Origin of the sequence: Bradyrhizobium semiaridum, assembly GCF_020329505.1 — a bacterium.
In the GTDB taxonomy this organism is placed as follows: Bacteria; Pseudomonadota; Alphaproteobacteria; order Rhizobiales; family Xanthobacteraceae; genus Bradyrhizobium; species Bradyrhizobium semiaridum.
The window spans coordinates 96,054-120,840 of the sequence record NZ_JAGKJJ010000005.1 but is presented as its reverse complement, the minus strand read 5'-3'; the positions used below and the strand labels follow the sequence as shown (position 1 = coordinate 120,840).

Here is a 24,787-nt window from a genome sequence, read left to right as displayed (position 1 = left end):
TTGGTCAGGGTTTTGCCGCGCGGCCGGCGAGATATTCGGTGACGGACCTCGGCTGCGGAACGTCGTAGCCCAGCAGCCGCCTGACCTCAGGACTGGCGGCGAAGTCATTCCCGAGCGCTGACGGCAGATTGATCTGCTGGCGCAGCAGCGGGATCGAATAGACGTGGTTGACCGCGCGCCGGGCCTTCGGCGAGACGTTGACGCCGCCGCTGTGGAACACCATGCAATCGAGCACGATGAACGAGCCCGCGGGCGCCGTGACGTTCAGCGCCTGTGTGCCGACGAAATGGTCCGACGGAAACGCTTCCATGCGATGCGATGCCGGCAGCACCATGGTTGCGCCGTTCTCGATCGTGAACGCGTCGAGGCAGAACAGTGCGTTGATGGCGAGCGGGCGCGACGACACGAAATGCTGATAGGGCAGGTCGCGATGCCAGGCGCCTTGATTGTAGCGCATCCCGTTCGGCGGATTGATGATGCCGTTCTGCTGATTGAGAATCGCATAGCCGGCGATCAGGCTGCGGCAGATCTCCTGGATCTTGCTGTTGGTGGCGAGCTCGAGGAACAGGCGCTCATAGGCCAGCGGCAGGCGGATCGTATTGTGCTCGTCGATCGCCTTCAGCGCCTCGACGCCGCCATGTTCGCGAGCGTGACGGTCCTGCGCGCGGTCGAATGCCTCCGACAGCGAGCTCAGCCATGCGGCGTCGTAACCGCCGTCGATCACGCCATAGCCGAGCTGGCGGATCTGTTCGCAGGTCCGCTCGACATCGGTTTCGGAAGTTGTCTGCTGGCTGACGCCGTAACGTCGGGGTGGATTGTGCTGCATCGCGCTCGGGGCTCAATGGGGGATCAAGTCATTCCATGTGATCGGCTGCAAACCGTCGCGGCTCAGCCGTTCGGCAAGCACGGCCTGCACGTGGGGCGATGTTGCAACCAGCACGCCGCAGCCGGACTGCTGCAAGACATCTCGATAGGGTACAACCGCCGGGCCCAGCGTCCAAGCCTCGCTTGGGTCGTCGACGGTGATCGCGTCGACACGTGACCAGGTTCTCGGCGCATAGGCCCGGAGCAGGGCGGCCGTCTGGCCGCCACCAAATGCCACCAGGCGCGCGGCAGATGCGCTCCGCTCGAGCAGGATCTGATCGAGGCGCGCCCAGCGGCCGAGATAATCGTTCCGCTCGGCAAGAAGCTCCTGCGGCGGGCTTGCAGGCGAGGCGGTCGGCCTCGAGGCGTTCGCCTCGAGGACCACCATCTGGAAGTCGCCGATCTCGCGCGGTGCCGAGACGTGTCTGCTCGCGGCAAGTGAAGCCGATGCGCTCGCGGCGAGCAGGGCCGCTTGCGTCAGGCTGTAGAGATGGTCGAAGAACAGCAGCTCGAGATTGGGCGAACGCGCCTCGGGGCAGACGATAACGATTCGCCCGTTCGGTGCCAGGCGCGACCGGAGCGCTTTGAGGAAGGTCTGGGGCGCTTCGGTGTGCTCGATCACATTGACCGCGATTACGAGGTCGAATGGCCCGGCATGCTCGGGAATGTCCGCCACGAAGCCGCGCGCGAGGCGAAGCCTGCCGTCGGATGGCCCGGCTGCCGGCAATGCAGGATCGAGACCGAAGCCGCACGCCCCGGGCCAGACTTGCAGCAGCTCGCGGAGCAGTGCGCCCGAACCGCAGCCGACCTCCAATATGTTCAGCGGCGCCGCAGCTTCGGCGCGGATCCAGTTGCAGTAGGCGCGCGCGCGTTGCGCATCGGACTTCGGCGACGACCGCGCCAGCGCATAGTCATCGTCGTAGATGGTTCGAACCTCGGCACCGGAGATGCCGGATGCGTGAAAGCCTGCTCCGCAGCCGAGGCATGACAGTTTCGCCAGCGGTCGCTGAACGATCCGTCCATCGCTCAGCATCGATTGACCGGGATGCGGCCACGCAAGGCCGGCAGCCTCGCCGGCGCAGATCGGACAGCGCGTCTGCGTCACGGTTGCGGCCTTGGCGGCGGTGCGGCCGGCCCATGCCGGACCAGCACCGTGAACTCATACAGGCCATAGTCCTGCAGCAGCGCGACCGACCGGCCGTAGCGCGACAGGCAATGGCCGAGCATACGCACCGGATCGGCGTAATAGAGATGCGGCCGCCGCTTGTCCGGATCGCTCGACAGGCTGAGGATGTTGAACCCGAAGCCATGGCGGCTGGATTGCGCGAGAATATCCAGCGTTTGATCGATGTAGTCGGCCCAGGCCGCGTCTGGCGTATCTCCCCTGACATTGAAGATGCCGCTCGCGATCGCGAAATCGAACATGCCCTCGGGCACTGCTCCGACGCACCAGCGCGCGCCGGTCCCGCCGTGAAGCTCGCGCGCCTTATCGATCATGGCGGGAGCGACGTCATAGCCGGTGAAATGACCCCGGAAGCCGCTGCTGCGCAGGAAGCCCAGGAAGTCGCCAAAGCCGCAGCCGAGATCGAGCACGGACGCATCAGGCGCATCGGCGATCAGCCGCAGGAACTGGCGATGCCGGAGCTGATGCGATTCCGGCCCGTTCCAGTCGACGCCGCGCGGCGTGGCGCCATGCTCCTCGAGCTTGGCGGAATAATATTGCGCAACTTCGGACAGCAGCTGTGCGTGAGTCGGCTCAGTCACGGTGACGATCCGCGCTGGCGTGGAGGGCGGCGCCGATCCCCGCCGGCTCGCGCACCGGCGGTGCGGCGCTGCGATGGATGCGGCGGATCACGCTGTAAGGCCGCCGCTTGGTCTCGGCGAGGATGTTGGCCATGTAGATTCCCAGCACGCCCAGAATGAGCGTGATCAAGCCCCCGAGGAACCAGATCGAGATGATCTGCGAGGTATAGCCGCCGACGCCGATGCCCGATGTCGCATAGCGCACGAGGTAAAAGATGATCAACCCGATCGAGGCAACGAAAATGAACAGGCCGAGATAGAAGATCAAATAGAGCAGACGCGTCGAGGACGTCGTCAGGTGCTTCACGGCGATATCGATCCGCTTCCAGACCGAATAGGTCGACGGCGAGCGTGACAGCTTCTCGATCTGGATCTGGTTCTGCCGGAAGCCGGTGGTTTGCCAGAGGTCGGAGATGACAAACTCCCGGTCGCGGTGCCGGACCAGCGCCTTGACATAGTCGGCCGTCATCAGCCGGGCGGTCACCAGGTTCCGCGGCAGCGGCCGGTCGCCGAGCGCATCCATCAGAAAGAAGAACAGGCTCCGGCCGGCGCGCGCCAGCCGGCCGCCATGCTTGGTCTCCTGCACGCCGTAGACGACATCGCTGTCACCGCGCTGAAACCGCTGGTAGAACAGGGCGATGTCCTCCGGGTTTTCCTCAAGGTCGCTGTCGATCAGGAAAATCAGCTCGCCACGGGCCTGGGCGAGGCCGGTCATCATGGCCTTGTAGTGCCCGAAATTGCGCGCGAGATCGATCACCACCACCCGCGGATCCTGGCGATGCAGGTCGAGGGCGATGTCGAGGCTGTTGTCGGGCGATCCGTCATTGACGATCACCATCTCGACGTCGCCGAAGATCGCGTCGGCCGCCTGCATCATTCGGCGATAGAACGCCTCGATCGTGGGGGCGGATCGATAAAGCGTCGTCACGATGGAGACTTTGACCATGATGTCCTGGGTGAACTGGGCCGGCTCACAGCCCCAAATCGGAACTAGAGCTCTGATTTTATTGAGATCGGCACCCGCGAGCAAGGCGTTGGCGGCTTGCCTGGGTGCATGCGGTTGAGGCATCGCAGCCGGCCGCGCGCACTCGGAGCAGGGTGCCGGAGGGCCGCTCGCAGTCATCATGCCGTTACGAAACTGTCGCACGCGGAGGGTGTATTCCTGGGTTGGACCGCGTCCGCAATCTAACGTTGCGGCGGCCCGTCGCGATGTCCGATCTCATTGAACCATTCCGGCACTCGCCGGACTTACTGCTTAGCTGGGCTGGGTTCGTCTTCCCGCGAGTGCCTTGGTCCAGTTGACTCCCGAAACTTAGAGTTCAGTTACCGGCCGCAATGCCTATTGTTCGGTCTTGCAGTACGGGCCTTACGACGCCGGGAGCGGGTTTTGGGACGGATGAATACCGCGTTCAATTTCAGGAGGAGAAATCCATTATGCGCCGTTTAGCCTTGCTTACGCTGGCCGCTGGCCTGTTCCTTCCACTTCTCGCTTCCGTTCCGGCTCACGCTCAGGCGACCCGTACCTGGGTCTCCGGTGTCGGCGATGACGCCAACCCATGCAGCCGAACCGCGCCCTGCAAGACGTTCGCCGGCGCGATCTCGAAGACTGCCGCACAGGGGGAGATCAACTGCATCGATCCCGGTGGTTTCGGCGTCGTGACCATCACCAAGGCGATCACCATCAACTGCCATGACGCCTTCGGCTCGATCCTGGCGGCCGGCTCCAACGGCGTCATCATCAACGCCGGCGTGGGTGACAGGGTAACTCTCCGGAATCTTCAGATTCAGGGCTTCGGTCCGGCCGGCGCCTCTGCGGGCCTCGTGGGCGTGAAGATATTGCAAGCCGGATCGGTGTCGATTGAGGACTGCGTCATCACCCAGTTCAGCCAGCAGGGCATCCTCGACCAGCGCACCAACGCGGGCGGCAAATTGCTGGTCAAGGACACCATGCTTACGCACAATGCGGGGTCTGGAATCTCCGTGGCCGGAGCGACGACCAACAACGCGACCCTCGACGGCGTGCGTTCCTACAACAACGCCTTCGGGCTCGCCGCTGCAACCGGCAACAATGTCACAGTCAAGCGCTCGGACTTCTCCAGCAACAGCACCGGAGTCACGGCCGATCCCGGCGCACAGATTTCCGTCAACAGCAGCGCGATCAACAGCAATGCGACGGGTCTGAACGGTGGCGGTATCCGCGTCTCGGATTCCGACATCAATTACAACACGACCACCGCGTTTGCCGCCACGCCGACGAGCTTCGGAACCAACCGCTTGGTCGGCAACGCGGCGACCGGTGCGTTCAGCACGGCCGCTCAGCAATAGCGATTGACTCGTCCCGCAATGGGCAGAACCCCGGGCGCTCGCGCCCGGGTTCATCGCGTTGCGGGGAAGGTTGCAGGGCCGGCGGCGCTCTCAATCGGCGACCTCGCGCTTGAGGAAGCGCGCTGCTTCCGGGCCGGTATTGAAGAGAAGATCGAGCACGCTGACGGCATGTTCGAACTCGCCATGCAACTGGGGATATTGCCTGTAGCCCTGGTAGCTCATCCACTCGGTGGCGATTCCCGCGGCCGCCAGCTGAGCTTCATCGAGATAGACCCGTGCGGCGGGGCCGCTGAGGTAGCGGTCGGCGCCGGCTGCCCTGGCGATGTTGAGCAGCCGGGTGGTCTTGGCCCCCTCGGCGGGATAGGCGCTGTCCCTGACGATGCGGGTGCCGAGGCCGAGCAATCCGGCGAGTTCGCGCAGGAACAGCTCGTTGACGCCGGTGAGCCGGGTCTCGCCGTCGGCGCGCTCGTACCAGGACCGCACCGTCGGCGCAAACTGGTCGAAGAACGGGGCGGGGCGGTAGGCGAGCTCGATCGCGCGCCAGTGCTTCTCCGCCCATGGTTTTTCGATCTCGACGTCTTCGATCGGCTGGTCGAAACGTCCCTTGGTGACGACCGGGATGGTGAGCCAGGTGAGCCCGTTGGCGGTCTTGATGCGATTGCGGTTGTGCCAGTGCCGCTTGGTGAATTGCGCACTGTCGAACACGACGTATTCGTCGCACTGGCCGATCAGATCGAAGAAGCCCTTCCACGGAATGTAGCAGGATTGAACGATGCAGATGCGCATGTCACGTCACGCTTCGCATGGCCGAACCGGTTCGGCTTGCCAGATGGGCCTGCCCGGTCGAGATGGTCCGTCGCTCGCCGCATGAAGAAATCACGCATCCACTCCATCTAGCCATGATCGCCACCGGTGCGGAGCTCCCCGCGTCTGTCCGTCGGCGCGCAACTTGCATTCATCACCGTCCACAGTTCCGTCTTGGTCAGCTGAACCAGCCGTAACGGGCTTCCAAAATGCTCCACGCAATAGGTATTGAGCATCGACCGCTCGCCTTCGCTGGCGATCAACGGAATTCCGGCTTCCGACCGCAACCGGATCAGCATGCCGTTGCCGGCCCGTTCATCCGCGACCGGCACCGAGAACGGGGCGGACGTCAAGACACCGAGGCCATAGATCCGGGCGTCCCGCAACTCCGAGGCTCGTGTCAGTACCGGGAAGACGAACTGATACGGAAGGCTCGCGCCCCAGACCACGGTCGATTGCGGCGAGACGAATTTCCCGGCGGATAACTGGACCATCCTGTCGCTCTCGGCAGTCTCGGCGGCCAGCTCACGGGCGTTAAGCAGTGCGGCGGCAAGCAGGATGCAGACGCTGGCCGCGTAGCGCCAGTGCGACCGGGCATATCCCGTCGCGCACGAGATGGCGATTACCAAGCTGAACAGCGGAATGTAGACGCGGGCCGTGTCGGGACGGCCGACGGCTCCCAGCGCGAACATGATCAACAGGCACATGATCCAGGCAAACATCTGGCTCGCCCTGACCGAGAGAACGGCCAGCACCAAACTTGTCAGCGCCAGCAGGAGCAGCTTGGGACCGAAAACCGCAAGAACGGAGGCGTATCCGGAGGCGAAGCTCAGCGTCGCTGCCACACTCGCCGGACTGTCGCCGAGCAGGGTCGCGAGCGAGACCGGATCGGTCAGCTTGGGGTCCGCGAAGAAGAAGCTGCCGACAAGCCGGACGTCATTTGCGGAAAAGCCGACCCGCTGCATGACATCCGGATGCTGCAAGACGCGATTGACCGCGCCGAAATCGGTGAATGGCGCCCGCGCGAGGTTGCGCTGCCAGAACGCCTGCCATTCCGGCCCGGAGTATGCCGCAATGTCGATGGCGGTGGCGGCCGCGATGCACAGCGCGAATCCCAGTGCCGCCCACCATGCCGCGCGGGATCGAACCAGCTTCGGCCACGGCAGCAGCAGCAACCCGATCCAGAACACCAGCATCAGTTCCGGCACCCGGATCAGAAAGGCCAGCAAGCCGAGGCAGCAAGCCGCGATCAGATCGATCAGCAATCCGTCGCGGGCGAAGGCGTGCACAGCGAGCACCGCGCCTGCCGCGACCAATCCGGCCGTGATGGTGAACTGCGGAAACAGGACGGGGCGGGCGAAGACGAACACCAGAACGAGCACGCTCACCACGTATCCGGCGCCGGCCCGAAGCAGGTAGTACAGCGTCGCGGCTGCAGCGAGTGTCAATGCCAGCAGCATGCCCAGCGAGTAGCCGAGCAGGCCGTCAATGGACGGCAGGCTGCGCACGATGCCGCCCCACAGCACGTTGGAAAAGACCAGGCGCGGCGAGCCATACGCGGCGATGCCGTAGCCATGGGCGACCATCGACATGGCGAGGTCGTCATTGGTCTCCCATCGCGGCGTGAAGAAGGTGCAGAGCAGCGCGACGAACGTGCCGGCAAGCACGAGGCTTGCGAGCAGGGCTCGAAACTTCGGATTCCGCCCTTCAGAATTGCCGAACTGCATGAGAATTGCCGAACTGCATGCTGTGGATCGTGAGCGGCGTTGGCTTGCTGATAATGTCTCGCTGGAACTACGATGAAAGCGCCGGGGGCGCGACAGGTGTAGAGTCTCCCGGCCTGCGAGTCCAGTAGCGCCGGCTGCAGTCGGCGCCTGCTCCTGCGACGGGCAGGTGGCGCGCTGTCCGGTTGCGTCGGCCGGAATTCTCGGGCATGTAGGCGGGCGGGCCCGACAGGCCGTGTCTGCATCGACCGTGTTCGCGCCGGCACCAAGGTCCGTTCGGTTTTTCAGATGCACGCTCCCAGCACGCCCGTTCGATTTTCCGCCGCGCTCAAGCTGGCAGCTGTCATCGCCGGGCTGATCGTCCTGCTCGTGACCGCGGGCGCGCAATATCCGGTGGTCAACGTCTTCACCGGCGGCATCCTGATTTGCGGTCTGCTCCTCGTTGCCGGCCTGCCGCCGGTCGCAGACTTCTCCGCGCGCATTCTGGTGCGGCTGGATCGCATCGCGCTGGCTGCAAATCTCAAGGAGGACATCGACCTGCCGCGCGAGGCGCGCCGCATCAACCTCCTGAGGATCGCGCTCGGCCTGGTCTTCCTCTGGCGCTGGTCGAACCTGCTGCCGCTGGCGCTGATGGTCCAGGACGATCTCGTCTCCTACGTCACCGCATTCCTCGCCGTGCTGACCGGCGTGTGCCTCACCGTCGGCTTCTTCACGCCCGTCGCATCAATGGCGCTGCTGCTCGGGGCGATCTTCTCGTTCGATCTTGGCTTCTCTGCCGGCACGCTGGGAACGCACGTGCTGCTGATGGCAAACCTCCCGCTGCTGCTGTTCCCCGCCGGGACCGCACTGTCGCTGGACGCCAGGCTGATGCGATCGCGCGGCATGCTCGGGTCGATGGTCCGGGGCCTGTATGGCCTCGTCGGCACGCCCTCGATGGCCCGTTCGCGGATTGGTCGCCTGTTCGCGGTGATCTCCTACTGCTGTCTCTGCCTCTACTCGATCCTCTGGCACCTCGACGATCCCGCATGGCTGAAGGGCTACGCCAATCTGCAGGTGCTGTCGGGATTCTACCTGTCGCGCTACCCGGATTTTTTCCAGTGGCTGTATCACGCCCACCCGCCTATAGCGATCGCGCTGTCGCAGGCGTCGATCTACATGATGATGATCTGGGAGATGTTCTTCAGCGTCTTCCTGTTCGGCAGGTTCACCCGCTATTACGTGTTGTGGATCGGCGCCATCTTCCTGTGCATCTCCGGATTCGTCCTGCAGTTGAGCTACCTGCCGTGGGTCGAGGTGGTCTTCTTCACCCTGGTGTTCTGGCAGGACTGGTGGCTCAACGTCGGCGGGCGACGATCGCTGACCGTCTTCTTTGACGACCGATGCCGGCTGTGCGACGGCACGATGCGGTTCCTGTCCAAGGTCGATCTGTTCGGCATCGTCTCGCCGTCGGGGCTGAGCCGGAGCAGGGAGCAAGTTGCCGCCGCCGGATTGACCGAAGCCGAGGTCATGGAGGACCTCTGCGGCCGCGCCGGTGACGGAAAGCTTTACCGCGGCTACGACCTCTATCTCGAACTGACGCGCCGCGTGCTGCTTCTGCTGCCGGCCTGGCCGCTGCTTTTGATCGGCAAGCTCACCGGGCTAGGGCCGCTCATCTATCGGACGATCGCCGCACGGCGCCGCCGGATCTTCGGAACATGCAGCCCGTCGATGATAACGGCGGACGACTTCCGTCCGGTCCATGCCGCGGACATCGTCGCGATTCCGCCTCGTCTGCTTTGGCCTTCGGCATTCGCGCTCGCTTACCTGTTCTTGCTGATCTGTTACGTCGTGGGAACCCTGCCGTACGGCCAGTCGCTCTGGCTAAAGCATCCGTCGACGTCGGTGATCTACGCCGCCTCGTACAATTACGGGCTGGTGCCGATCAACGTGTTCAACAAGCAAGATCTCGCGATGGAGAACAACTTTGTGACCATCGAGGCTCGACGGGCTGATGCGCCCAACGAGGAGGTCCTGCTGCCGTATCTGGATCGGAACGGACGCCGTCTGGGCTGGAATCGGTCGGACCGGTTCTACTTCGGCAACTCGGTGCTGCTGCGACGCTCGATGATCGAGTATCACAACTACTGTTTCCTCGATGCGGACCGTCACCTCCGGATCTTTCGGCCGCTGCTCAAACTGGCCGCGGCGCAGGGTTACGTCGCGCCCTACAAGGTCACCTATTACAGCATTCCGCGGTGGGATTACGCGCAAATACGCGATCCTGCGCACAAGTCGTTTGTGCCGTACAAGGTCTGCGAGATCACGCTGGGCGAGGATCTGACAGTCAAGAGCAGAACCGAATTCGGGCCGGTGAATATCCCCGACACCAACTAGGGCGCGGACTCATAACGCGCGGCCAACCATAGCCGGGTAAATGCGAGTTGGACGAAGGCGATAGTTGACGGCAGTAGAGCTGCGGAAACCTCGAACTTCGAACGATCAGATACCGGCCGGGCGAACCCCATCTGACTGTGAAGTTGTCCTTCACACCCTATAAGTTTTGTCCTGGATAGCCTCTGTCGCGCAGGCCTCGTATCTCTCCCACAAATTCCGAAAGCTCTTAGGGAGAGACTGCGATGAACGACATTTCCGGAAAGCGCTACGAACTACACCAAGGAGAGGTACAGCCTTCTCGGCAGCTTTCTGAGCCGAACGCGGGCGGATTACATCGTCGAGCTTTTTTGGCAGGCGCCGCAGTTCTGGTTGGAGGCCCGAGTTCCGCTCAGGTCCAATCCTCCGTTACCTCCGCTTCTGCGGGTTCAGGCGCCATGCCAAACAACGTCAGAGTGGAACGAGTAGATGGCTCAATTCTGCTGATTGGCCTTCGGCAGGAGACCGATCGCGTTGAGCTGTCAAGCGTCATCGGCTTGGGCCGTCTGCTCTATATGCTCGACCACGATGAAGCACTGCGCGTGGCGGTTCTCTACTCCCAGGGCTCTGACTTCGTCGGAGGTGTCCTCGATCCTGAAAGCTGGGCGCCAGTCTTGCGTACCGGTAGGTTCCCGGAAGTCTTCCAGTTCGTGAATCCAGTCGGTACGATACCACCCCGCAGAGAGAAGCCACTCGTCGTCGCTGTCCAGGGCAAGTGCCAAGGTGCGGGCCACGAGCTTTTTTTAGCGGCGGATGTCCGAGTTGCATCGAGCGACACCGTGTTCGCCCAGCCAGAAGTCACCAGAGGCCACTTTCCTGCCGGCGGTGCACCAATCACATTCGTTCGGGAGGCGGGTTGGGCGAATGCGATGCGCTACATGTTAACAGGCGACGAATGGGGTGCCGATGAGGCCTATCGAATGGGACTCGTTCAATACGTGACCCCGCCCGGAAAGCAGCTTGACCGGGCGATCGAGGTCGCCCGCAAAATATCGGCAGCAGCTCCGCTCGGCATTCGAGCTACAATCGCGTCGGCCCATCGTGCGCTAAGTGACGGCCAGGAAGCTGCGTTCGCGGCGCTTTTCCCTGAACTCGCGCGGTTGGCGCAGAGCGACGATCACGAAGAATATTTCCGCGCGATCCGGGAAAAGCGTCCTCCCGCTTTTCGTGGTCGCTGATCGGTGACTTTTTTAGATTCGTCGGACTGCTGGATAGTCTCGATGATGCATGTCGCTGAGGGTTGCCTGGCGCGTTCGGTCCTTATCAGGAGGAGGCTGCGAACAACTGCAAGCGTCATCGGCGTCGCGCTTTGCTCTGGTGGTCGATGAAAGCGCGCAGCTTGGGCATTATCTGACGCTTGCTTGGATAGTAAAGAAAAAGGCCCGGCGTTGTCGGAGCAAAGGGCGTCAACACCGCCTGCAATCGACCCTCCGCAATACGAGCCTTCACAGGTGGGCTGGGCACCTGCGCAAGTCCCAAACCGTCCATTGCCGCTTCGATGAGTGTCGGATAATCGTGTGCGATCAGCGGACCTGAGACGACGGCTTCAATGGTCCTGTTGCCATCGAGAAATGACCACGGCACGATCGATCCATTCGGCCGGCGCATGCGCAGGCAGGAATGGCCACGTAGATCATCGATAAGCTTGGGCCGTGTCCGCGAACGCAGATAATCGGGACTCCCGACTACCACGAGCGGGAACGGCTGAGAGAGCCTGACAACAATCATATCAGCATCGATGAACTGACCCATACGGATGCCTGCGTCAAATCCTCCGGCGGCGAGATCAACTAGCTCCTCGCTTGCGGCGATCCCGACTTCGATTTCCGGATAAGCTTTGCAGAAAGACATGATTACCGACTGAAGGATTAGCGGAACGACCGCTCTGGGGACGGCGAGTCGCAAAAGACCGGTGGGACGTTCGCCGAGTTCACGGACGGAGGCTCCGGCGGCGGCGAGCTCTTCGAAAGCCGGTTTGGCCCGCGATAGGAATCGCTCGCCAGCTTGAGTGAGACCTACACTGCGGGTCGTGCGAACGAAGAGCGCAACGCCCATTCGCGCCTCCAGTGCACGCACCGCCTGACTTATCGCTGATGGGGTGATACCCAGCTCCGCGGCCGCCCTTCGGAAGCTCCGGTGCTGGGCGACGCTGAGGAATGCCTCCACGCCATCCAGCGCGCTCTGCTTGATTGTGAAGTTCTGCTTCATGCCCTGTAGAGATTATAGCGGATAGTGAAAGACGGAAAGGTGTCTTAGGTTTCGCAGACGCACGCAGGCAGCTGAATCCAATGCCGGCTTGTCGTGCTTACAACTGTACTGAGGCAGCCCGCCACAGTCGGAGCCCGAGAGCCGATGAAGCCAGTCTTGAACGCCGCCCTCGCACTCACCCTCACTTTCATAGGTGCCCTTGCCATGACGGAAGCATCCATTGCCCAAACACAAAGCGCCTCTCCCTTAACAACCGGGGTCATGGTCATCCTCACGGCTAAGGCCGACGTTACGCGCGAACAAGTGATGGCCGTCATGCCGACCGAAGTCCGACAGACCGTGCAGCTCTACGTCGGTGGAAAAATCCGTGAATGGTTCTCGCGTGCCGATGGCCGCGGTGCTGTCTTCCTGCTCGATACCAAAGATGTCGCGGAAGCGCACGCGATCATGGAGGATCTCCCGTTAGCCAAACAGCGCCTCGTCGACCACGAGTACATCGCAATCGGGCCCCTGTTGCCACTTCGGTTGCTCCTGGCCGGTCCGGAGCGCCCGCAACAATAAGGAGCCAAGGATGCCAGCCATCAATCTGCCTTTCGTCCTAAGCGTTGTCGGCGCCTTCCTGGCGAGTTCAGCAGTCGCCTACATCTATGTCTGGCCGTTTATGCGCACGTTGCCGCAGTTCGAAGCTTTACGATTAATTGCGGCCTTTCACGCGTTCAGATTTCTTGGAATGAACTTCTTGGTGACTGGATTTGTGTCTCCGGAAGTAAGTTTCGATTTCGCCAGCAAAGTCGCATGGGGTGATTTCATTGCTGCGGTCCTTGCAGTTCTTTCGATGGCAGCTCTCTCTTGGCGTTGGTCAATCGCCATTCCAGTCGTCTGGCTGTTCAATATCTGGGGCACGATCGATCTTTTGAACGCGTACTACATGGGAGCCACGCAGCTCAGAGATCCGGGTCTCATGGGTGCCGGGATCTATGTCCCCGCACTTTACGTCCCCTTGCTGCTTGTCAGTCACGTTCTGAGTTTTCTCCTTCTGTTGAAAATCAAACAAACTGAACAAGGTTCAATGGCCCCTGGGCGGGCTCGTACCTAAGTATCTTGGGGTCCCGTGTGACTTCAGGTTTGTGGCCATCGCGACATATTGCGCTGCCGCACGAACTTGGTCGCTATAGGAGCAAAGCGGACGCAGTCACCAGTCACATGGGCTGCCAAGTTAATAGGTACACGGCCTAGTCTCGTCGTCCTCACGCTAATTGCGCCGCAATCCCCACGTCATTCCGGGCTCGCGCCAAGTGGCGCGCCCCCGGAGCGACGGAGAGGGGTTGTGGGACGACTGGCGCGCACGGCAAGCGCTGGGACAGCTGGCGTTTAGATCTCAGCTTCCCCGTCTACGGCCCAGGCCTCTCTCAACAATCGTTGCCGGCGCCCTGCTGGGGTGGCGCGCTTTGGGTGCCTTGCATGCCTTGGGCCTGCTGCGCGGCCGTCGGCTGTCCCTGCATCTGCTTCTGGGCATCCTGGGACGATGCCGCGGCGTCGCCGGTGGTGCGATCCATTGTGCTCGTCGGCGGATGCTCGCCAGTGCGCGATGCCGTGCTGCCGACGGTCTGGCCGGTGTGCCCGGGTGTGGGGCCGGACCCGGCGTCCTTGTCGGCCATATTGCACGGACCGGCCTGCGCGATGCCGGCGCTCAGGATGAGTGCTGCGCAGCTCGTTGCCATGGTTCTCACGGTCATGCTGTTCTCCAGCTGTATGAGGAATTTGCGACAACGGTTCACCGATGCACTGGTTCCTGCCGCCACCATGGGACATCGCGCGATGATGACGATGCGTTCGGCTATGGATTCCCGGCCTGCGGCGGAATAATCTCGCACCACACAACGGGCGGGCAGGCAGCATGACAAATACCGAGAGCAGCAAGTGCGGACATGACCCGGTTCCGCCTGTGCCGGATTGCGCCCGGTTGCGAGCCTGGTCTGCCTTCGCTGCAGTCGTGCTGATGCTGCTGACCGTGACGCCGGCATCGGCGCAGTCGATGCGCCAGGGTGTCGCGGCGTTCAACCGGCAGGACTACCAGCGCGCGTCGCGCATCTTCATTCCGCAGGCCGAACGCGGCAACCCGATCGCGCAGACCTATCTCGGCTTCCTGTTCGAGAACGGCCGCGGCGTGCCGCAGAATTACACCGAAGCCGCGATGTGGTATCGCCGCGCCGCCGAGCAGGGCGACAGCCTCGCCCAATATTCCCTCGGCCTGCTCTACGATCGCGGGCAGGGCGTGCCGCGCGATGTCGTGGAAGCCAGCAAATGGCTCAATCTCTCGGTGGCCGCCGCACCGCCGCGGACACGCCAGGCGCGCCAGCTGATCCGCGATGCCGTCACCAGCAAGATGTCGCGCGGCGAGATCGCCCAGGCGCGGCTGCGGGCGCTGGAATGGGCGCCGATCCGGGAGCACTGAGCGTCAGCGCTTTTGGCTCAGCCGAGCCAGATCGCCGGCTATCAACCAGGCCGCGGCGACGCCAGAGAGCTTGACGTCGACCATGCCGAGGCCGTTGCGGCCGCGGAAGACGGCAAACTTCCTTTGTCTCGACCCGCGCAAGCGGGAGAGGTGTACCCAGTCTGCGGTGAAGTCGCTTGGCCCGGACTCAACTAGCGCAGCGGGGCGCCGGGCGGGGGCACCACGACGACGGGACTGCTGGTCCCGACCAGGCGGCTGTTCATCTTGCTACGCATCTGCTCGGCGATCACATGCGCATCGACGCTGTCCCTGACCAGTGTCGGGCGGATGAACAGGATGAGCTCGGTCCGCTTGCGGTTGTTGGTCTGGTGCGAGAAGGCGTCGCCGACGCCGGGGATCTGGTCGAGCACCGGAATGCCCTGCCGCCCCTTGGTCTCGCTCTCGCTGATCAGGCCGGCGAGCAGCACGGTCTGGCCCGAGGTCACCGCGATCGAGCTCTTGACGCGCCGCTGCGAGATGGTCGGCGTCAGGCCGTTGAGGCCGGCATTGGCGACGCTGGAGATTTCCTGCTCGATGTCGAGCACGATGTTGCCGTTGGCGTTGGCGCGCGGCAGCACGCGCAGGATGATGCCGGTGTTCTTGTAGTCGATGGTATTGACCACGGTGTTGTTGGCGGTCAGCACTGTCGCGGTGCCGGTCGAATAGGGCACCTGGTCACCGACCTGCAGGGTGGCCGGCTGGTTGTCGAGCACGACCAGCGACGGATTGGACAGCACCTTGACGTCGGTGACGCCGTGCAGCGCGTCGAGGATGACGCGCGGCGAGTTCTCGGCGCCGACCAGCAGATTGAAGCCGGGCAGCACGCGTCCCATCAGGGCGCCGGCCGCGGCGTTCACCGCATTGTTCGGCGGCTCGACCGAGTTCGTGCCGGTGCTGGACCCGTTCGAGAGGGTGTTGACCATCGAGCCCTGCTTGCTCGCCAGGAAGAACTGCACGCCGTAGTTCAGATCGTTGTTCAGCGTGACCTCGGCGATCGTCGCCTCGATCGCGATCTGGCGCTGCGGCCGGTCGATCTGGCGGATGGTCTGCTCGACGATGCGCTGCGACTCCGCGTTGGCATAGACCAGCACGGCGTTGTTGGTAACGTCAGCGGTGATGCGGACATTGGGCAGGAAGCTCGGCCCGCTCGGCGACTTGGCGCCCGACGTCGTCGCCGCGCTGCCCGACTGCTGATCGGTGCCCGCCGTCGCCGGAGCGGGGCGCGCATTCAGCGGCGTGCCGCCTGGGCCGGTGACCGGCGTCGACGCGCCGGACGCCGCCGTCGGCATCGCGCTGAGCGAGGCGATCGGGCTGGTGCCCGACGAGGACAGCGAGACGCCCGAACCCGGCGCGATCTGGGTTGTGCCATTATCGAACAGGCCGGACGAGGCGCCGCTCGACGGCGCCACCAGCATCTCGTTCAGCATCGCCACCACGACGCGCGAATTGCCGTAGCGCAGCGGATAGGATTTCAGGTTGACCGCCTCGGTGTCCGAGCGGTCGAGCCGCGTGATCCAGGTGCCGGCGCGCTTGAGATATTCCGGCTTCTGGCTGACCACGAGGATCGCGTTGAGGCGGCCGATCGCCTGGAACTTGACGACGCTGGAGCTGAGCCCGCCCTCGCCGGTGTCCATGATCTTCTCGAGCTCTGATATCAGCGGCTCGGGCGAGGAGTTGCGCACCGGGAAGATGCCGACCGACTGTCCGCGCATCCAGTCGGCGTCGAAGCTGAGGATGGTGTCGATCGCCGAGGCACGCTCAGACCCACTGCCGGTGACGATCAGCGTGTTGCGCCCGTTGTCAGGCCGCAGCGTGGTCGCCTTGACGCCGAAGCCGTCGAGCAGCTTGAACATGGTCTGCGCCGAGACGTAGCGCAGCGGCACCACGCTGATGCCCTGGCCGGCTTCGGCGGTGCCGTTGCGGTCGACGCTGCCCGGGCCGGCCTCTGCCGCGGGCAGCAGGCGATAGCCGCCGCGGTCGCGCACCAGCGCGACGCCGGACATCTTGAGCGCGTTCTCCAGCACATAGATCGCGTCGGCCTTCGGCACCGGGCGGACCGAGGCCAGCGTCACCGTGCCCTGCACCCGCGGATCGATCGTGTAGCCGACGTTCAATACGTCACCAAGGATGACCTTTGCGACCGTCGCGACTGGAGCGTTCTCGAAGTTGAGGTCGTAGCCGTTACCGCCGCCTTCGCGCTCGGCCGCTGCGCCGCCGGCGGGCGTGGTTCCATCGCTGAGATAGATGGCGGAGCGTGAGGCGTTCTGCTGGCGCAGGCCGCTCGCCGGCGTATCCGTAGTTTGCCGGGGCAACAAATCGATCGAATTCACTTTCTCGGCGATATCCTGCGCGCGAGGATCCTTCGGATTGGTCTCGATCGATTGGTCGGCGGTGACGATGCAGGCGGTCAGACCGAACGCGGACAAAAACAGAACGAGCGTTCCAGTCAACCCTGAACGCAGGCGCGAAAGCGGGTGCACCACTTTGAACAAAAGACGCCTACCCAGTACTACAGTTGATACTGAAAAAACGTCCGACCCCTCGGCTCGAACGCCTGCTAAATTTGCGTCACGATTATGTTTTTGCTACTAGAAGAGTCAAGCGCCGTGTTGCTGCACGCAAAGGCTGTTGCATCCCAGGTGACAAGGTGAGCGGCTGGACTCCGATGCGCGAGCTGTCCGCAGAGACCTTCCGGCAGCATCTCCTCGACAAATACGCCATGCCGGCACGTGTGCGTAATCGCGTCGAACATCCGGCGAACTCAACCCTGACGCGTGCGCTGCGGGAATTGTGGGAAGCGAGCGATCTTTCCGCCGCCGAGTTCGCCGACGAGGTTTCCGACTATTTCGGCGTGGTGCGGCTCGGTCTGCCACAGCTGCTCGCTGCGACACCTTGTCTCGACGGCTTCTCGCGGCGCTTCCTGCGGGAGTCCACGATCTTTCCGTTCCGTGCGCCGAACGGTGGCTATCGCATCGCGGTCGCCGATCCCTCCGACACCGCCGCCATTCGCGCCGCCGAGATCGTGTTCGGCGAGCCGGTCGAACTGGCGGTGGCGTCGTTCGAGGACATCACCACCGTGCTCGACCAGCGCATGGAGGCCGACGGCGCCGGCGCGGATGAGGGCGCGAAGGCGGCGAGCCTGCAATCCGACGATGACATCGAGAGCCTGCGCGATCTCGCCAGCGGCGCGCCGGTGGTGCGCGCACTCAACGATCTGCTCGAGCGCGCCGTCGAGCTGCGCGCCAGCGACATTCACATCGAGCCGTTCCGCACCGGCCTCGTCGTGCGCATGCGCGTCGACGGGTTGCTGCGTGCAGTCCCGTCGCCGTCGGGTGTGCCGCCGCAGGCGCTGATCTCGCGGGTCAAGATTCTCGCCGGCCTCAACATCGCGGAGCGGCGGTTGCCGCAGGACGGCGCGGCGCGCGTCCGCGTCAGCCGCGCCGAGCTCGACGTCCGCGTCGCGACCATGCCGACCCAGGCCGGCGAGAGCGCGGTGATCCGCCTGCTGCCGCGCGACCGCGGCTTGCTCGAGATGAGCAAGCTCGGGTTCTTCGCACGCGACGAGAAGACCATGTCGCGGCTCTTGACGCTGCCGCACGGCATGATCGTGGTGACCGGCCCGACCGGCAGCGGCAAGACCACGACGCTGGCGACGATGCTCTCGATCCTCAACGAGCCGACCCGCAAGATCCTGACCATCGAGGACCCGGTCGAATACGAGATTCCCGGCATCAACCAGTCGCAAGTCAAGCCGTCGATCGGGCTGACCTTCGCCTCGGCGATGCGCTCCTTCGTCCGCCAGGATCCCGACGTGATCATGGTCGGCGAAATCCGCGACGCCGAGACCGCGCATATCGCGGTCCATGCGGCGCTGACCGGCCATCTCGTGCTGACCACGCTGCACACCGAGACGGCGGCCGCCGCGGTGCCGCGGCTGATCGATCTCGGCGTCGAAGGATTTTTGCTGCGCTCAGTGCTGCGCGCGGTGCTGGCGCAGCGGCTGGTGCGCGTGCTGTGCGACCGCTGCAAGGTGCCACATACGCTGTCCACCGCCGATCTCGACAACGATCCGCGCTTTGCGGTGATCGGCTTTGCGGCCGGTGAGGTGGTGCACGAGGCCGGCGGCTGCGAGCGCTGCGGCGGCACCGGTTATCGCGGCCGCAACGGCGTGTTCGAGATCCTCGAGATGACCGACGACGTGCGCAAGCTGGTCGGACCGCAGACCGATTCGCATGCGATCGACCAGGCGGCGATCGCCGGTGGCATGACCACGATGCTGGCCGACGCGGTCGCCAAATGCCGCGCCGGCGTGACCACCGTGCCCGAGGTGTTCCGCGTCACGACGATCCGGTGATGTGATGCCGAACTATCGCTACCGCGCGATGAATTCCGACGGCGAGCTGGTCTCGGGCGCGATTGCCGCGCCCGCGCCCGGCGATGTCGCGGCCAGGATCGAGCGGCTCGGCCTCGTGCTGGTCGACAACGTCACGCTGGAAGAGGGCGGCACCGCGCGGCGCGCCTTCAGCCTGTTCAACGCGCCACGGGCCGAGGACGTCACCATCTTCACCCGCGACCTCGCGCTGTTGCTGCGCGCCGGGGCGCGGATCAACGACGCGCTCGAGCTGCTGGCTGCCGACCGCGATTTCGGCCGGCTGCGGCCGGTAGTCGCCGACGTCCGCTCGCGCGTGATGGCCGGCGAAAGCTTCGCCGACGCGCTGATCCGGCACCAGGGCCTGTTCCCGCCGATGTATGTCGCGCTGATCCGGGTCGGCGAGGCCTCCGGCTCGCTCGATCACGTGCTCGAGGTGCTGGCCGACGAGCGCACCCGCACCGAGGCGCTGAAGCGCCGGCTCGGCGATGCCGTGCGCTATCCGCTGTTCGTGCTGGGCGCCGCAAGCTGCGTATTGCTGTTCTTCCTCACCTTCGTGCTGCCGCAATTTGCCAGCGTGCTGCAGGATTTCGGCGCCAAGGTCGATCCGTTCATCGCGGGCTTCCTCACGCTCTCGACCCTGCTGCGGGCCAATTCGGATGCGGTGATGGCGGGTCTTGCCGCCGTCATCGCGGCCGCGTGGCTGCTGCTGCGGCAGCAGCGGGTGCGGCACACGCTGCTGTCGGCGCTGACCCGGCTGCCGGCGATCCGCGAGGTGATGAAATATTACCGGACCGCGCTGTTCTGTCGTAATCTCGGCCTGCTGCTCGGCAGCGGTGTGAACCTGACGACGACGCTGCGCATCCTGATCGACATGATGGCGTCGGTCGGATCGACCACGGTGTGGACCGACGCCACCGACCGCGTCCGGCACGGCGCGAAACTGTCGGAGGCGCTGGGCGACACCGATGCACTCCCGTCGATGGCGGTGCGCATGCTGCGGCTCGGCGACGAGACCGGCCAATTGCCGATGCTGGCCGGCCGGGTCGCGGAATTCTACGAGGCCAAGCTGCAGCGCACGCTGGACCGGGTGGTCGGCATCGCCGGCCCCGCGGCGATCATCGTGATCAGCGTCGTGGTCGGCGGATTGATCGTGTCTGTGATGACTGCGCTGATGTCGGTCAGCCAGATTGTTGGTTGAGGTTGTTGCCATGAGGAAACATTTGCGGATCAGACGGCCGGCGCCGCGCCGGCGCAACTCCGAGGCCGGCTTCACGCTGGTCGAGATGCTCGTCGTCATCACCATCATCGGCCTGATCATGGCGCTGGTCGGGCCGCGGGTGCTGAACTATCTCGGCGAGTCTAAGTCGAAGGCGGCGAAGATCCAGATCGAGAGCTTCTCCAGCGCGCTCGATCTGTATTATCTCGACCTCGGGCGCTATCCGAGCAGCAATGAGGGCCTCGCCGCGCTGACCCGCAGCAACAATGCGCCCGGCTGGAACGGGCCGTATCTGCGCGGCGGCGTCGTCCCGAACGATCCCTGGGGTCACAGCTACATCTACCGCACGCCGGGCGAACGCGCGCCCTACGACATCATCTCGCTGGGATCGGACGGCCAGGAAGGCGGCAGTGGCACGGCAGCTGACATCACCAGCGCCGCGCGCTGACGCCGGGCGGCGCGAGGCCGGCTTCGCGCTGATCGAGATCCTCTGCGTGCTCGCGATCATCGGGCTGCTCGCCGCGATCATCCTGCCGTCGCTGCCGCGCGCCACCACGCGGGCGCGGCTGGAGAGCTATGCGGTCGCGACCGCGGCCCTGCTCAAGGCCGACCGCAGCGCCGCGCTGCGCAGGAACGTCCAGATCGCGACGCTGGTGGATGCGGAGCAGCGCGCGATCCGCTCCGGCGCCACCGGGCGCGTCGTTCGCTTCCCCGGCGACGTCACCGTCGACACCACGCTGGCCTCGCGCTGCGCGGACCGGCCGGCCGGCCGGTCGATCGATTTCTTTCCGTCGGGGATGTCTTGCGGCGGCACCATCGCGCTGGCGCGGCCCGGCATGGGCTACGAAATTCGCGTCAACTGGCTGACCGGAGGGGTCGATATTGTCGCCCGCAAGCAAAAGCTGCTCTGACGGCGAGCGCGGTTTTACGCTGATCGAGGCGCTGGTGGCGCTGGCGATAATCGCGGCCGTGCTCGGCGCGATCGGCGCGGTGATCGGCACCACGGTGCAGGGCACCCGCGCGATCGACCAGAAGCTGGCGCTGAGCGGCGCCGCCGAGACGGTGCTGGCCGGGCTGCCGCCGCGCGGCGCGCTGAAGGTGGGACGGCAGACCGGCACGCTCGCCGGCCATCGCTGGCGCATCGACGTCGCGCCGATCAATGCCGCGGCGGATGCGCCGCCGAGCCGGTTCGTGCCGCTCGCGGTCAACCTGCGCATGCAGGGACCGGGCGGGGCGCAGATCCAGGTCACGACGGTGCGGCTGGTGCCGAGGGCTCCCGAATGAGCGCGCGGCGGTCACGGCGTCAGTCGCAACGGGCCCGGTGGCGCGATGAGTCCGGCTTCACGCTGCTCGAGGTGCTGCTGGCGACGCTGCTGATGACGGTGATCCTCGCCGCGCTCGCCACCGTGACCGCGCAATGGCTGCCGAACTGGAACCGGGGCATGGCCCGCGTCCAGCGCGCCGAGAAGCTGGCAATTGGGATGGAGCGCGCACTGGCCGATCTGTCGGTCGCCGAGATGGTGCCGATGAGCGGCGACGGCAAGCGGCCGCTGTTCGAGGGCAACGAGCTCGCGGTCACCTTCGTGCGCACCGCGGTCGGGCCCAATACGCGCCCCGGCCTCGAGATCATCCGACTGATCGAGAAGGCCGACGCCGACGGGCTAGCGCTGGTGCGCGAGCGCGCGCCGTTCGCGCCGATGCCGGCAGATGCGCAGATCCGCTTCGTCGACCAGGTGGTGCTGGTCCGCGCGCCGTTCCGCGTCAGCTTCGCCTATGCCGGGCCCGACCAGGTCTGGCAGCCGACTTGGCGCGACCAGGTGCAATTGCCGAACATGGTGCGCGTCTCCGTGCGCGACGCCGGCACGGGGCAGGTGCTTGCGGTGTCGAGCGCCGCGATCGTGCATGTCAATGCGCCGGCCGAATGTGCGCGTGCCAAGAACGCCGTGGCCTGCCTCGCGGCACGGGCCAATCCGGCGGCCGGCAAGAAGGAAGAGCAGCTGTGACGGCGGCACCGCGCGAGACAGTCCGGATCGAGACATCGCAGCGCGGCTTCATCGTGATCGCGGTGCTGTGGATCCTCGCCGCGCTCGCGGGCCTCGTGCTGATCTATCTGACCTATGTCACCAACACCGCGATCGTGATCGCCGGCAGCACCGACCGGGTCCAAGCCGAGGCGATGGTGACCGCCGGCCTGGAGCTCACTGCCTTGCAGCTCTCCGGCTATAGCGAGGCCGCGCGCCCGAGCAGCGGAACCTTCAATGCCAAGGTCGGGCCGGGCCGGGTGTTCGTGACCTTCCGCTCGGAGGCGGCCCGCGTCGACCTCAATGTCGCCTCGAAGGGGCTGTTGGCGGGCCTGATGGCTGGACTCGGCGTCAGCGCGGACAATGCCGCCGCCTATGCCGACCGCATCCTGGCGTGGCGGGCGCCGACCGAGCTCGGCGACAGCGACCCCGAGACGGTGTTCTACAAGACCTCCGGCAGTCCCTATGCACCGCGCCACGCACCGTTCCCCGCGCCCGAGGAGCTGTGGTTGGTCCGCGGCATCCCGTCGGCGGTGATCGAGCGCATGCTGCCCTTCGTGACGGTGTTCAGCAATGTCGCCGAGGTCAACGTCCGCGATGCCGCGCCGCAGGTGCTGGCGGCGCTGCCGAACATGACGCCCGAAGCGTTGCAGGCGGTGCTGACGCAGCGCGGCGATCCCGCGCTCGACCCGCGCAGTCTGATCGGCATGACCGGCGGCGAGGGCACGACGCTGGCCTCCGCGCGGGCCTATCGCGTCAGCGTCGATGCCGAGCTCGGCGACGGACGCCGGCGCAGCAGCGAGGCGGTGATCCTGCTTCTCGAAAGCGGCGACGAGCCCTATCGTGTATTGTCGTGGCGCAACACTTCCGACGGCAGCACGGCACCGCAAAGGGCTTCCAGGCGATGACCATGGTTTCGACCCTCCGAGCGATTCTGAGCGCGTGGACCGGCAGCGTCGCGCAGGCGATTATCGCGGGTGCCGGCCGCCTGGTCTCGCCGCGCGTGATCCGCCTGGTCGAGGCCGACGACGGCGGCTTTGCGGTCGAGGCGGCGGGCAAGACCGACAACGCGCCGTCGCGCATCGCCTATGCCGACGGCGCGCTGTCGGGGCCCGACCTCGGTCCGCTGTTCCGCGGCAAGCGCGTCGAGATCGTGCTGCAGCCGAAGCGCTTCCTGTTTCGGCCGCTGGAGTTGCCGGCCCGCGCGGCTGACTTCCTCGAGGGCATCGTGCGCGCGCAGATCGACCGCCTGACGCCGTGGAGCGCGGCTGATGCGGTGTTCGGCTGCACCGCGCCGGTCGCCGCCGGCAGCGATGCCATCAGCACCATGATCGCCGCGACCACGCGCAAGGTCGCGACGACCTACGCCCAGGCGATCGCCGCGTTCCACCCGTCGGAGGTTGCGATCCTGACCGACGTCGAGGGCCATGCGGCGCGCGTCAAGGTGTTCGAGCAGAGCGCGCGCGGCCATCTCGACGCGGCGAGGCTCGGCCGGGGGCTGCAACTGGTGCTCGGCATTACCGCCGTGGCCGCGGTGCTGTCGGCCGCAGCCTCCGCCTATGTTGCCAGCAGCCTCGGCGGGCAGGAGGAGGAGGTGGCGCGGCAGATCTCGGCACGGCGCGCGGCGATCCGCGCCGGCGCCGATGGCGGCGACCGCTCGCCGGTGGCGGCGCTGGAGCGGCGCAAATACGAGACGCCGGCGAGCGTCATCGTGCTGGAGACGCTGAGCCGGGTGCTGCCCGACCACACCTATGTCACCGAGCTGCGCCTCGCCGGCAACAAGCTGCAAATCTCCGGCATCACCAGCGATGCGCCGTCGCTGATTCCGCTGATCGAGCAGTCGCAGCACTTCACCCGCGCGACATTCTACGCGCCGACCACGCGGGCGCCGTCCGATCCCGGCGAGCGCTTCCATATCGAGGCGCGGGTGGAGCCGAAGAATACCCTTGGCGCGGTGGCGCCATGAGCGCCAGCGGCAATATCGTGACACGCACGCTGGCGCAGTCGCCGCTGATCGCGGTGGTGCTCTATCTCGCCGCGCTCGGCCTGCTCGTGACCACGAGCGCGCTTTCGATCGGCGACATCCTCGACCATCAGCGCACGCTGGCGCAGAGCTCCGATCTGCTCGAGCAGTTGCGCGGGCGCAAGCCGCGCGGCGCGGCGCTGTCTGCGGAACATCCGGGGACGCCGTTCCTCGAGGGACCGACCGTGACGGTCGCCGGTGCCGCGCTGCTGCAGCGGGTCGCAAGCGCGATCGGCAATGTCGGCGGCACCGTGCAGTCCTCGCAGGTCGACGTGCTCGGCACGCAGGCGAAGGACGGCTTCGTCGGGCTCGTCGTCAGCTGCGAGATGGAGCAGCCGTCGCTGCAGAAGCTGCTCTATGATCTCGAGGTCGGCATGCCCTATCTGTTCGTCGATCAGCTCGACGTGCAGGTGCCGCAGCTCACCGCGGCCAGCGAAACCGGCACCGGCCGCATCCGCGTTGTGCTCGGCGTTTCGGGCCAGTGGCAGGGCGGGAAGTGAATCGCCTGCGGCCGATGCAGAGCG

General features: G+C 65.2%; 24 protein-coding genes. 15 read left to right on the top strand and 9 right to left on the bottom strand.

All coding sequences use genetic code 11. From position 1 onward, the window contains the following. Positions 1-4: 4 nt before the first annotated feature. From J6500_RS08120 to J6500_RS08105, 4 genes are all read right to left on the bottom strand, one after another. Entirely contained in the window at positions 5-826 is an 822-nt protein-coding gene (locus J6500_RS08120) for a phytanoyl-CoA dioxygenase family protein (RefSeq protein WP_225712165.1), read from the bottom strand. Positions 827-838: 12 nt separating this feature from the next. After that, positions 839-1,897, bottom strand: coding sequence for a class I SAM-dependent methyltransferase (locus J6500_RS08115; RefSeq protein WP_225712300.1), 1,059 nt, complete (start codon positions 1,895-1,897; stop codon positions 839-841). 68 nt (positions 1,898-1,965) lie between these two features. Continuing rightward, positions 1,966-2,628 (bottom strand): class I SAM-dependent methyltransferase, encoded by a 663-nt coding sequence (locus J6500_RS08110; protein WP_225712164.1) that lies wholly within the window; start codon positions 2,626-2,628, stop codon positions 1,966-1,968. Further along, positions 2,621-3,613, bottom strand: a complete 993-nt coding sequence (locus J6500_RS08105; protein ID WP_225712163.1) for a glycosyltransferase family 2 protein — start codon at positions 3,611-3,613, stop codon at positions 2,621-2,623. Before J6500_RS08105 ends, J6500_RS08110 begins: the two co-directional genes overlap by 8 nt. A 488-nt stretch (positions 3,614-4,101) precedes the next feature. Here J6500_RS08105 and J6500_RS08100 point away from each other — a divergent pair, with 488 nt between their 5' ends. Further along, complete coding sequence (locus tag J6500_RS08100) at positions 4,102-4,992, top strand: hypothetical protein (protein ID WP_225712162.1); 891 nt, start codon at positions 4,102-4,104, stop codon at positions 4,990-4,992. A gap of 90 nt (positions 4,993-5,082) precedes the next feature. Here the strand turns inward: J6500_RS08100 and J6500_RS08095 are convergent, their stop codons facing one another. Beyond that, positions 5,083-5,778 (bottom strand): WbqC family protein, encoded by a 696-nt coding sequence (locus tag J6500_RS08095; protein WP_225712161.1) that lies wholly within the window; start codon positions 5,776-5,778, stop codon positions 5,083-5,085. Positions 5,779-5,885: 107 nt separating this feature from the next. After that, positions 5,886-7,523, bottom strand: a complete 1,638-nt coding sequence (locus J6500_RS08090; RefSeq protein WP_225712160.1) for a hypothetical protein — start codon at positions 7,521-7,523, stop codon at positions 5,886-5,888. Positions 7,524-7,889: 366 nt separating this feature from the next. On the opposite strand from J6500_RS08090, the gene J6500_RS32080 reads away from it, so the two are divergent. Both J6500_RS32080 and J6500_RS08080 read left to right on the top strand, forming a co-directional pair. Next, positions 7,890-9,893: a DCC1-like thiol-disulfide oxidoreductase family protein gene (locus J6500_RS32080; RefSeq protein WP_225712159.1), complete on the top strand. Its 2,004-nt coding sequence runs from the start codon at positions 7,890-7,892 to the stop codon at positions 9,891-9,893. A 242-nt stretch (positions 9,894-10,135) separates the two neighbouring features. Continuing rightward, complete coding sequence (locus J6500_RS08080; RefSeq protein ID WP_225712158.1) at positions 10,136-11,107, top strand: crotonase/enoyl-CoA hydratase family protein; 972 nt, start codon at positions 10,136-10,138, stop codon at positions 11,105-11,107. 115 nt (positions 11,108-11,222) lie between these two features. Here J6500_RS08080 and J6500_RS08075 read toward each other — a convergent pair whose 3' ends face one another. Continuing rightward, on the bottom strand, positions 11,223-12,137 hold the full coding sequence (locus J6500_RS08075) for a LysR family transcriptional regulator (protein ID WP_225712157.1): 915 nt from the start codon (positions 12,135-12,137) through the stop codon (positions 11,223-11,225). Between the two features lie 144 nt (positions 12,138-12,281). On the opposite strand from J6500_RS08075, the gene J6500_RS08070 reads away from it, so the two are divergent. Next, entirely contained in the window at positions 12,282-12,698 is a 417-nt protein-coding gene (locus J6500_RS08070) for a hypothetical protein (protein ID WP_225712156.1), read from the top strand. A gap of 10 nt (positions 12,699-12,708) precedes the next feature. Next, the gene (locus tag J6500_RS08065; RefSeq protein ID WP_225712155.1) at positions 12,709-13,233 is read left to right on the top strand and encodes a DUF8737 domain-containing protein; all 525 of its coding nucleotides are present in this window, start codon (positions 12,709-12,711) and stop codon (positions 13,231-13,233) included. A 313-nt stretch (positions 13,234-13,546) separates the two neighbouring features. Here J6500_RS08065 and J6500_RS08060 read toward each other — a convergent pair whose 3' ends face one another. Beyond that, the gene (locus J6500_RS08060; RefSeq protein WP_225712154.1) at positions 13,547-13,873 is read right to left on the bottom strand and encodes a hypothetical protein; all 327 of its coding nucleotides are present in this window, start codon (positions 13,871-13,873) and stop codon (positions 13,547-13,549) included. 227 nt (positions 13,874-14,100) lie between these two features. Between J6500_RS08060 and J6500_RS08055 the strand changes: the two genes are divergently transcribed. Continuing rightward, positions 14,101-14,592 (top strand): tetratricopeptide repeat protein, encoded by a 492-nt coding sequence (locus tag J6500_RS08055; RefSeq protein ID WP_225712153.1) that lies wholly within the window; start codon positions 14,101-14,103, stop codon positions 14,590-14,592. A 191-nt stretch (positions 14,593-14,783) separates the two neighbouring features. Here J6500_RS08055 and gspD read toward each other — a convergent pair whose 3' ends face one another. Then, the gene (gene gspD, locus J6500_RS08050; RefSeq protein WP_446479908.1) at positions 14,784-17,111 is read right to left on the bottom strand and encodes a type II secretion system secretin GspD; all 2,328 of its coding nucleotides are present in this window, start codon (positions 17,109-17,111) and stop codon (positions 14,784-14,786) included. 185 nt (positions 17,112-17,296) lie between these two features. Between gspD and J6500_RS08045 the strand changes: the two genes are divergently transcribed. The 9 genes from J6500_RS08045 to gspM are packed head-to-tail and all read left to right on the top strand — an operon-like array spanning position 17,297 to position 24,763. Further along, a complete protein-coding gene (locus tag J6500_RS08045) occupies positions 17,297-18,985 on the top strand; it encodes a GspE/PulE family protein (RefSeq protein WP_225712299.1) in 1,689 nt (562 codons plus the stop codon). 4 nt (positions 18,986-18,989) lie between these two features. Continuing rightward, on the top strand, positions 18,990-20,201 hold the full coding sequence (locus tag J6500_RS08040; RefSeq protein WP_225712151.1) for a type II secretion system F family protein: 1,212 nt from the start codon (positions 18,990-18,992) through the stop codon (positions 20,199-20,201). 10 nt (positions 20,202-20,211) lie between these two features. After that, a complete protein-coding gene (gene gspG, locus J6500_RS08035; protein WP_225712150.1) occupies positions 20,212-20,667 on the top strand; it encodes a type II secretion system major pseudopilin GspG in 456 nt (151 codons plus the stop codon). Then, entirely contained in the window at positions 20,630-21,130 is a 501-nt protein-coding gene (locus tag J6500_RS08030) for a prepilin-type N-terminal cleavage/methylation domain-containing protein (RefSeq protein ID WP_225712149.1), read from the top strand. Before gspG ends, J6500_RS08030 begins: the two co-directional genes overlap by 38 nt. Continuing rightward, the gene (locus J6500_RS08025) at positions 21,102-21,503 is read left to right on the top strand and encodes a prepilin-type N-terminal cleavage/methylation domain-containing protein (protein ID WP_225712148.1); all 402 of its coding nucleotides are present in this window, start codon (positions 21,102-21,104) and stop codon (positions 21,501-21,503) included. The genes J6500_RS08030 and J6500_RS08025 overlap by 29 nt, the downstream gene beginning before the upstream one ends. Beyond that, positions 21,500-22,222: a prepilin-type N-terminal cleavage/methylation domain-containing protein gene (locus J6500_RS08020; protein WP_225712147.1), complete on the top strand. Its 723-nt coding sequence runs from the start codon at positions 21,500-21,502 to the stop codon at positions 22,220-22,222. The genes J6500_RS08025 and J6500_RS08020 overlap by 4 nt, the downstream gene beginning before the upstream one ends. Beyond that, positions 22,219-23,148: a type II secretion system minor pseudopilin gene (locus J6500_RS08015; RefSeq protein ID WP_225712146.1), complete on the top strand. Its 930-nt coding sequence runs from the start codon at positions 22,219-22,221 to the stop codon at positions 23,146-23,148. Before J6500_RS08020 ends, J6500_RS08015 begins: the two co-directional genes overlap by 4 nt. A gap of 2 nt (positions 23,149-23,150) precedes the next feature. Further along, the gene (locus J6500_RS08010) at positions 23,151-24,206 is read left to right on the top strand and encodes a PilN domain-containing protein (protein WP_225712145.1); all 1,056 of its coding nucleotides are present in this window, start codon (positions 23,151-23,153) and stop codon (positions 24,204-24,206) included. Further along, the gene (gene gspM / locus J6500_RS08005; protein ID WP_225712144.1) at positions 24,203-24,763 is read left to right on the top strand and encodes a type II secretion system protein GspM; all 561 of its coding nucleotides are present in this window, start codon (positions 24,203-24,205) and stop codon (positions 24,761-24,763) included. The genes J6500_RS08010 and gspM overlap by 4 nt, the downstream gene beginning before the upstream one ends. The last annotated feature ends 24 nt before the right edge of the window (positions 24,764-24,787 follow it).

Coding starts and splice junctions, on each gene's coding strand:
- J6500_RS08040 (WP_225712151.1), top strand. CDS start 18,990: ATGCCGAACTATCGCTACCGCGCGATGAATTCCGACGGCGAGCTGGTC.
- J6500_RS08060 (WP_225712154.1), bottom strand. CDS start 13,873: ATGACCGTGAGAACCATGGCAACGAGCTGCGCAGCACTCATCCTGAGC.
- J6500_RS08100 (WP_225712162.1), top strand. CDS start 4,102: ATGCGCCGTTTAGCCTTGCTTACGCTGGCCGCTGGCCTGTTCCTTCCA.
- J6500_RS08010 (WP_225712145.1), top strand. CDS start 23,151: ATGGTTTCGACCCTCCGAGCGATTCTGAGCGCGTGGACCGGCAGCGTC.
- gspG (WP_225712150.1), top strand. CDS start 20,212: ATGAGGAAACATTTGCGGATCAGACGGCCGGCGCCGCGCCGGCGCAAC.
- J6500_RS08090 (WP_225712160.1), bottom strand. CDS start 7,523: ATGCAGTTCGGCAATTCTGAAGGGCGGAATCCGAAGTTTCGAGCCCTG.
- gspM (WP_225712144.1), top strand. CDS start 24,203: ATGAGCGCCAGCGGCAATATCGTGACACGCACGCTGGCGCAGTCGCCG.
- J6500_RS08065 (WP_225712155.1), top strand. CDS start 12,709: ATGCCAGCCATCAATCTGCCTTTCGTCCTAAGCGTTGTCGGCGCCTTC.
- J6500_RS08045 (WP_225712299.1), top strand. CDS start 17,297: ATGCGCGAGCTGTCCGCAGAGACCTTCCGGCAGCATCTCCTCGACAAA.
- J6500_RS08120 (WP_225712165.1), bottom strand. CDS start 826: ATGCAGCACAATCCACCCCGACGTTACGGCGTCAGCCAGCAGACAACT.
- J6500_RS08070 (WP_225712156.1), top strand. CDS start 12,282: ATGAAGCCAGTCTTGAACGCCGCCCTCGCACTCACCCTCACTTTCATA.
- J6500_RS08105 (WP_225712163.1), bottom strand. CDS start 3,613: ATGGTCAAAGTCTCCATCGTGACGACGCTTTATCGATCCGCCCCCACG.
- J6500_RS08075 (WP_225712157.1), bottom strand. CDS start 12,137: ATGAAGCAGAACTTCACAATCAAGCAGAGCGCGCTGGATGGCGTGGAG.
- J6500_RS08020 (WP_225712147.1), top strand. CDS start 21,500: ATGAGCGCGCGGCGGTCACGGCGTCAGTCGCAACGGGCCCGGTGGCGC.
- J6500_RS08115 (WP_225712300.1), bottom strand. CDS start 1,897: ATGCTGAGCGATGGACGGATCGTTCAGCGACCGCTGGCGAAACTGTCA.
- J6500_RS08080 (WP_225712158.1), top strand. CDS start 10,136: ATGAACGACATTTCCGGAAAGCGCTACGAACTACACCAAGGAGAGGTA.
- J6500_RS08095 (WP_225712161.1), bottom strand. CDS start 5,778: ATGCGCATCTGCATCGTTCAATCCTGCTACATTCCGTGGAAGGGCTTC.